This is a genomic window from Azospirillum sp. TSH20, from assembly GCF_003115935.1.
Taxonomy (GTDB): Bacteria; Pseudomonadota; Alphaproteobacteria; order Azospirillales; family Azospirillaceae; genus Azospirillum.
In genome coordinates this window covers 45,101-51,498 of sequence record NZ_LGQU01000081.1, presented here as the reverse complement: position 1 = coordinate 51,498, position 6,398 = coordinate 45,101, and the positions used below count along the sequence as shown (strand labels likewise).

The 6,398-nt window shown below is 62.6% G+C and carries 8 protein-coding genes; 6 read left to right on the top strand and 2 right to left on the bottom strand.

What is annotated here, in order from left to right:
* A partial coding sequence (locus TSH20_RS22195; protein ID WP_109492984.1) for a hypothetical protein occupies positions 1 to 359 on the top strand: 359 nt, incomplete at its 5' end.
* 51 nt (positions 360 to 410) lie between these two features.
* On the opposite strand, the gene TSH20_RS22190 is transcribed toward TSH20_RS22195, so the two are convergent.
* Entirely contained in the window at positions 411 to 1,403 is a 993-nt protein-coding gene (locus TSH20_RS22190; RefSeq protein ID WP_109155843.1) for a TerC family protein, read from the bottom strand.
* A gap of 25 nt (positions 1,404 to 1,428) precedes the next feature.
* On the opposite strand from TSH20_RS22190, the gene TSH20_RS34710 reads away from it, so the two are divergent.
* The 5 genes from TSH20_RS34710 (at position 1,429) to TSH20_RS22170 (ending at position 5,881) form a co-directional block, all read left to right on the top strand.
* Positions 1,429 to 1,725 (top strand): hypothetical protein, encoded by a 297-nt coding sequence (locus tag TSH20_RS34710; RefSeq protein ID WP_136705683.1) that lies wholly within the window; start codon positions 1,429 to 1,431, stop codon positions 1,723 to 1,725.
* 113 nt (positions 1,726 to 1,838) lie between these two features.
* The gene (locus TSH20_RS22185) at positions 1,839 to 2,114 is read left to right on the top strand and encodes an HU family DNA-binding protein (protein ID WP_012974184.1); all 276 of its coding nucleotides are present in this window, start codon (positions 1,839 to 1,841) and stop codon (positions 2,112 to 2,114) included.
* A gap of 35 nt (positions 2,115 to 2,149) precedes the next feature.
* The gene (locus TSH20_RS22180) at positions 2,150 to 2,560 is read left to right on the top strand and encodes a MucR family transcriptional regulator (RefSeq protein ID WP_109152842.1); all 411 of its coding nucleotides are present in this window, start codon (positions 2,150 to 2,152) and stop codon (positions 2,558 to 2,560) included.
* Positions 2,561 to 3,287: 727 nt separating this feature from the next.
* Positions 3,288 to 4,178 (top strand): RNA polymerase sigma factor RpoH, encoded by an 891-nt coding sequence (gene rpoH / locus TSH20_RS22175; RefSeq protein WP_085089494.1) that lies wholly within the window; start codon positions 3,288 to 3,290, stop codon positions 4,176 to 4,178.
* A gap of 356 nt (positions 4,179 to 4,534) precedes the next feature.
* Positions 4,535 to 5,881, top strand: coding sequence for a globin-coupled sensor protein (locus tag TSH20_RS22170; RefSeq protein WP_109155842.1), 1,347 nt, complete (start codon positions 4,535 to 4,537; stop codon positions 5,879 to 5,881).
* A 99-nt stretch (positions 5,882 to 5,980) separates the two neighbouring features.
* On the opposite strand, the gene TSH20_RS35045 is transcribed toward TSH20_RS22170, so the two are convergent.
* Positions 5,981 to 6,151, bottom strand: a complete 171-nt coding sequence (locus tag TSH20_RS35045) for a hypothetical protein (protein WP_158282045.1) — start codon at positions 6,149 to 6,151, stop codon at positions 5,981 to 5,983.
* Between the last annotated feature and the right edge of the window lie 247 nt (positions 6,152 to 6,398).

Below are 6,398 nucleotides of genomic sequence, written 5' to 3'. Positions count from 1 at the left end.
AGGAGATGTGGCGGGCCTTGTCCCGCCACGCCGACTTTTTCGGCACGCTGGACTTCATGCATGACGCGCAGGAGCTTTGGGCTTTCTGCGCGCCGCACCGGCCGACCATCCTGACCGGCCTGCCGCTGGGCAGTTGGGCGCCGGAGCAGAAGAAGCGCTGGGTTGCCCGCATGCTGGGGGCCGAGGTGCCGGTCATCACCTGCATGGCCCGCGACAAGGCCCGCTACGCCAGTCCCGGCGCCATCCTGGTCGATGACCGCGAGAAGGCCCGCGATCCGTGGGAGGCGGCCGGTGGCCGATTCATCCTCCACCGCAATGCGGCGGACAGCATCGCCGAATTGGCGAAGCTGGGATTCTGAACATGACCAAGGGGCGGCACTTGCGCGCCGCCCCCATTTCAACAAACCCGTTTACTCGGCAGCCGCCGCCTTGGTCTCGCGGCTGGTCCTCCACAGCGACACCACCACGCCGCCGGCGATCAGGGCAAAGGTGACGCCAAGCGCGATCAGCGGGTCGGGCTTGCCGAAGACTTGCGTGTAGAAAATCTTGCCGCCGATGAACACCAGCACCAGCGCCAACGCGTATTTCAGATAGCGGAAGCGGTGGACCATCGCCGCCAGGGCAAAGTACAGCGCGCGCAGGCCCAGGATGGCGAAGATGTTGCTGGTGTAGACCAGATACGGGTCGGTGGTGATGGCGAAGATCGCCGGCACGCTGTCGACCGCGAAGACCAGATCGGCCAGCTCCACCATGATCAGCGCCAGCAGCAACGGGGTGGCCGTCCAGCGCATCACGCCGCTGTCGCCCACCGGCTGCTTGACGATGAAGTGGTGGCCGTGGAAGCGGTCGGTAACGCGGATGCGACGCTTCAGGAACCGCAGGATGGCATTCTCGCCGATGTCGGTTTCCTCGTCCTTCGCGAACAGCATCTTGATGCCGGTCAGCAGCAGGAAGGCACCGAAGACGTAGAGGATCCAGTGGAATTCCGACACCAGAGCGGCGCCGGCGCCGATCATCAGGCCACGCAGCACGATGACGCCCAGGATGCCCCAGAACAGCACGCGGTGCTGCAACTCGCGGGGCACGGCGAAATAACTGAAGATCAGCGATATGACGAAGACATTGTCCAGTGACAGGCTCTTCTCGACGAAGAAGCCCGTGTAGTACTGCAACCCGGCCTCGCCGCCCATCGACCACCAGACCCAGCCGCCGAACAGCAAGGCGACCGCGATGTAGAAGGCGGAAAGCTTCAGGCTTTCACCGACGCCGATGACATGGTCGCGCCGGTTGAGAACGCCCAAGTCCAGAACCAGAAGCGTCAGGACAATCCCAACGAAAACGAGCCAAATCCAAACCGGTTTTCCCAGAAATTCCAGGAAAATCGTTGCAAACAAACCGTCCATCGCAAAACCCACTTGATGACGCTGCGTGAGCGGTGAGATCAAGCGGTTCCGACATCACGACCGACGCCTCGGCCGTCAGAGGGGCCCGGACCCGAACTTCCTCGCAGATGGTGTCACCGCGCCGCAGGTCAAGATGGCGGCAAACAGCGACAAGGCGGCGAAAGCAAAAACATCGCACGGCGTCTTCCCCTGGCCTTTGCGAGTCGCACCGCCGGCAGCGTCGGAATGCCGGCCGCACTGCGGAAAACTGCGGCTGGATGGGCGGGAATGGCATCGGGACTCGGCGCTTGATGCAATGCCGCCACAGATGGCGAAGAAATGACCGGCAAGAAAAACACCGATGGTTGCCCAATCTGTGTTCGCTCTTGTGCGGATGGTGCCGTTCTGCCAATAACTCCGAAAAACCGAAACCAAACCGAACAAATGGAGTTTTGCATGAACCAGGCCGAGCTGATCGAAACCGTCGCCACCAACGCCGGCATCAAGAAGGCCGACGCGGCCAAGGTCGTTCAGGCTGTGTTCGAGGGCATCTCCGGCGCGCTGGGCCGCGGCGAAGATGTGCGGCTGGCCGGTTTCGGCATCTTCGAGGTGGCCGAGCGCGCCGCCCGTGAAGGCCGCAACCCGCGCACCGGCGAAGTCGTGGCGATCGCCGCTTCCAAGGCTCCGAAGTTCAAGCCGGCCAAGCAGCTGCGCGATCTGGTGAACGGCTGATCCACCCGCAACCACGTCCCAGGGGGAGCGCAGCCATGTCCATCGATCAAACCGAATTGCAATCGCTGACCGCCAAGGTCGTCGCCGCCTATGTCGGCAACAACTCGGTGCCGGTTCAGGATCTGCCCACGCTGATCAACAGCGTCCAGGTGGCCTTCCGCAATCTGGGCGACGACAAGCCGGCCCCGGCCAAGGCCGAACTGGTTCCGGCGGTCGCGATCAAGAAGTCGGTCACGCCGGAATTCATCGTCTGCCTGGAAGACGGGAAGAAGCTGAAGATGCTGAAGCGGCATCTGAAGACCGTCTATGACATGACGCCGGACGAATATCGCGCCAAGTGGGGCCTGCCGCCGGAATACCCGATGGTCGCCCCGAATTACGCCAAGGCGCGTTCAGAAATGGCGACCAAGCTCGGGCTTGGCCGCAAGCGTGCTGCGGCCGAATAACGGCTTACGCCCACCGCTGTCGAGAGAGGCGCGTCCCCAAGGGCGCGCCTTTTTCTTTTTCCGCCCCCCTAATCACCGGTCTGCCCAGGGCGCCATCCCGCGGGCTACCCCGTTCCCGTTTAACGGCCTATGACCAATGTTCAGGTAGCGAAGCGCCTCGGCCTTCCCATCTAGGGTTCCGGTAGGGTTCATGGGCCGTGTGCGGTCCTATCACCTTCCTTGCCGCAGAGGCATAGTCGCCTCCCGCTATGTCGGTTGACCGGTGGCCGACCTGCCGCCGATCCACTTCGCGGCTGCGGCCTGTCGGTGGCATCTAAAGGGCGGCCCGCCCGGAACGATGCCGACCGATCGGAAGGGTGACACCCGCCCGAAAGGCACCTTGCCGAAGGTCTTGGGTCATAGGATTGCCTCCTCCCCCAGACTGCCGGTGCGGGTGGAAGAAGAGCTTGGGTATACGCCGAAAAACACCCGGAACACGCCCTTTACAGGGTTGATCCGCCGCATTTCCGCGGCCACATTAACATTGTCGAAAGGACGCAGTTCCTTGAGACACCGGGCAAAATAGAACCCCACAACAAACCAGAACCAGCCAGAGCCGAAGCGACGGACGATATTCCTGCGTCCGCCGATGGACAATCGCCTCTAAGGCGACCCCGCCATGGGCCCCGACATGGGCCGGCCTTCGAAAATCGGCCGTCCCAGGAAGCGTTGGAGAGGAGGCATTCGCGTGCTGAAGAAACTGCTGACCGGTGAAAACGCCAGCCTGACCCGCTACATCGAGGAGTCCAAGCGCTTCCCCATCCTTGCGCCGGACGTCGAACGCGACCTCGCCATCGCCTGGCGGGAGCGCGGAAGCCCGCAGGCCCTGGAACAACTCGTGGGCAGCCACCTTCGCCTCGTCATCAAGATCGCCCGCGGCTTCGGCGGTTACGGCCTGCCGCTGGTCGATCTGGTCGCCGAAGGCAATGTCGGCCTGATGCAGGCGGCCCAGAAATTCGATCCGCAGCGCGGTTTCCGCTTCGCCACCTACGCGACCTGGTGGATCCGCGCCGCGATCCAGGAATACATTCTGCACAGCTGGTCGCTGGTGAAAATGGGCACCACCGCCGCGCAGAAGAAGCTGTTCTTCAATCTGCGCCGCCTGAAAAGCCAGATGGCCGAGTTGGAACAGGGTGACCTGTCGCCGGAGACCGTGGCCACCATCGCCGCCGAACTGGATGTTCCGGAGACCGAGGTGGTGGAAATGAACCGCCGTCTGGCCGCCAACGACAGCTCCCTCGACGCCACCCTGTCGACCGACGGCGAGACCAACTGGCTGGAACTGCTGGCCGACGACCGCCCCACCCAGGACACCATGCTGGCCGATGCCGATGAACTGGCGCTGCGCCGCCGGCTGGTCGGGCAGGCGCTGGACCGGCTGGATGCCCGTGAACGCCGCATCCTGTTCGAACGCCGCCTGAAGGACGATCCGTCCACGCTGGAAGCGCTGAGCCAGCAGTTCTCGGTTTCGCGCGAACGGGTACGCCAGATCGAGGTGCGAGCCTTCGAAAAGCTCCAGAAGGCCGTGCTCAGCGCCGCGCAGGCCCTGCGTCGTCCGGCCACGCCAATGGTGGCCTGACCCATCCGATTACCCCGTCCGGCGGACGCGATGCCGGACGGGGATCTTGCGGAGCCGGCCAGCCGGCCGGCCACCGCATCGTTGCCGCGGGCATTCAGCCCGCCAGTTGCCTCCAGACCTGTCACCTTCACGCCGGCGGCGCCCTTGGCCCGCCGGCATTTTCTTGCGCGGACAGGCTATCGCCGAGTCTCAGTCGGTTGTCATATATTGCGCTTATTGCTGCTTCTGGATGTTGTGCGACAAAGTGACCGGTTCAAAGATGCGAATGCTTGCGCATGATGTGCGGCTCGCGGGAAAGATTGCATTTTCTCCAATACTTAGTACGCTAGTTATATCTCAAATGGGAGAGGGGCTCCATGTCGCACGCTGCCCAGACTCAATCGATCATTGACCGCATCACCTTCCTGCGCATCGACGAGGCGACGAAGGCGACGCTGCGGGAGTTCCAGCCCTATCTGGCGCAGCGCATCGATCAGATTCTCGAAGAATTCTACGCCTATCTGCGTTCGGTGCCGCAGGTGGCGCCGATGCTGGTCAATCCAGCAGTGACCGGTCGGGCGCGCGATCTGCAGAAGCAGCACTGGCTGCGCAACGTCTTCACCGGCACCTTCGATGATGCCTATGTCAGCCAGGTTCTGAAGATCGGTCAGACCCACCAGCGCATCGGGCTTGAACCGCGCTGGTATACCGGGGCCTACTGCTTCACCCTGAACAAGCTGATCGAACTGGCTGCCCAGATCCACCGCAAGAAGCCTGAAAAGCTGTCGCAGCTCCTCCAGGCCATCAACAAGGCGGTGTTCCTGGACATGGACCTCGCCACGTCGGTCTATATCGATCTGAACACCGCGGCGATCATCGCGCGGGAGTTGGGCAGCACCGCCGACAGCTTCGAGCGCGAGGTGAAGGGCGTGGTTCAGGCGGTGGCAAGCGCCGCCCAGCAGCTCCAGGGCACCGCCCAAGCGATGAGCCGCACCGCTGAAACGACGAGCGAGCAGTCGACCCAGGTTGCCGCCGCAGCGGAAGAAGCGTCCGTCAACATCCAGACGGTCGCCGCAGCGGCGGAGGAGCTGACCGCCTCCATCGGCGAAATCAGCCATCAGGTGACCCAGTCGGCCGCCATCGCAAATGCCGCGATGACGGAGGCCGAACGAACCAATGCCACCGTGCAGGGGCTTGCCGATGCCGCCAGCCGCATCGGTCAGGTGGTGAAGCTGATCCATGACATCGCCAGCCAGACCAACCTGCTGGCTTTGAACGCCACCATCGAGGCCGCCCGCGCCGGAGAGGCCGGCAAGGGCTTCGCGGTTGTGGCGAGCGAGGTGAAGAGCCTCGCCAACCAGACCGCCAAGGCGACGGAAGAGATCAACTCGCAGATCGGGGCCGTCCAGGGTGCGACCCAGGAGGCGGTCGGCGCCATCCGCTCCATCTCCGGCACCATCGCCCGCATCAACGAGATCTCCACCTCCATCGCCACCGCCATGGAGGAACAGGGCGCCGCCACGACCGAGATCGCCCGCAACGTCCAGCAGGCCTCGATCGGTACCCGCGAAGTCAGCGAGACCATCGTCGCGGTAAACGCGTCCGCCAACAACGCCGGCGAAGAGGCCCGTGAAGTGCTGGAGGCGACCAACGAGCTGTCTCGCCAGTCCAACACCTTGCGGACAGAGGTCGAACGCTTCCTTGCCCGCGTCCGCGCCGGCTGATCCGATCCCCAGGTTTGGAAATGAAAAAGGCGCGTTCCGCGGAACGCGCCTTTTTCATATGGATGTCTTCAACTGTCCAATCCGCCTGGACAGAGCGGCTCACGGCATCGTGCGAACAACCAGATGGCTGACCTGAATATTCTCGGCCTGAGCGGCGCGGCGAACATCGTCGGCGCTGCGCCAATGGCTGCGACCTCCCAGGCTGGTGAGAACACCGCCCCGCATCGCCACGAACAGACCCGTACGCCCCAGATTGACAATTCTCATCATGATTTCACCCCCGCCCGGTCTCGTGCATTTTAGAGAATTTATTTAGATTCTTTCTCTGGAAGAGTTGCCTCTCTGTCTAAAAGAAGTATCAGCACATATCCGCTCGCGTCAATAAGACTTCCGTCACTCAACCCACTGACGAGTTCATAAGTCGACCTTCACTTAGACCCCCTGCTTTCATCCCGCCACCATCCCCAATAGATTTACTCTTGCTTTATTGAAAATTTTATATACTTTTGCTATACCT

What these genes read in the sequence shown, in the direction of transcription:
- TSH20_RS22190 (WP_109155843.1), bottom strand. Translation starts at nt 1,403, where the DNA reads ATGGACGGTTTGTTTGCAACGATTTTCCTGGAATTTCTGGGAAAACCG.
- TSH20_RS22185 (WP_012974184.1), top strand. Translation starts at nt 1,839, where the DNA reads ATGAACCAGGCCGAGCTGATCGAAACCGTCGCCACCAACGCCGGCATC.
- TSH20_RS22180 (WP_109152842.1), top strand. Translation starts at nt 2,150, where the DNA reads ATGTCCATCGATCAAACCGAATTGCAATCGCTGACCGCCAAGGTCGTC.
- TSH20_RS22170 (WP_109155842.1), top strand. Translation starts at nt 4,535, where the DNA reads ATGTCGCACGCTGCCCAGACTCAATCGATCATTGACCGCATCACCTTC.
- TSH20_RS35045 (WP_158282045.1), bottom strand. Translation starts at nt 6,151, where the DNA reads ATGATGAGAATTGTCAATCTGGGGCGTACGGGTCTGTTCGTGGCGATG.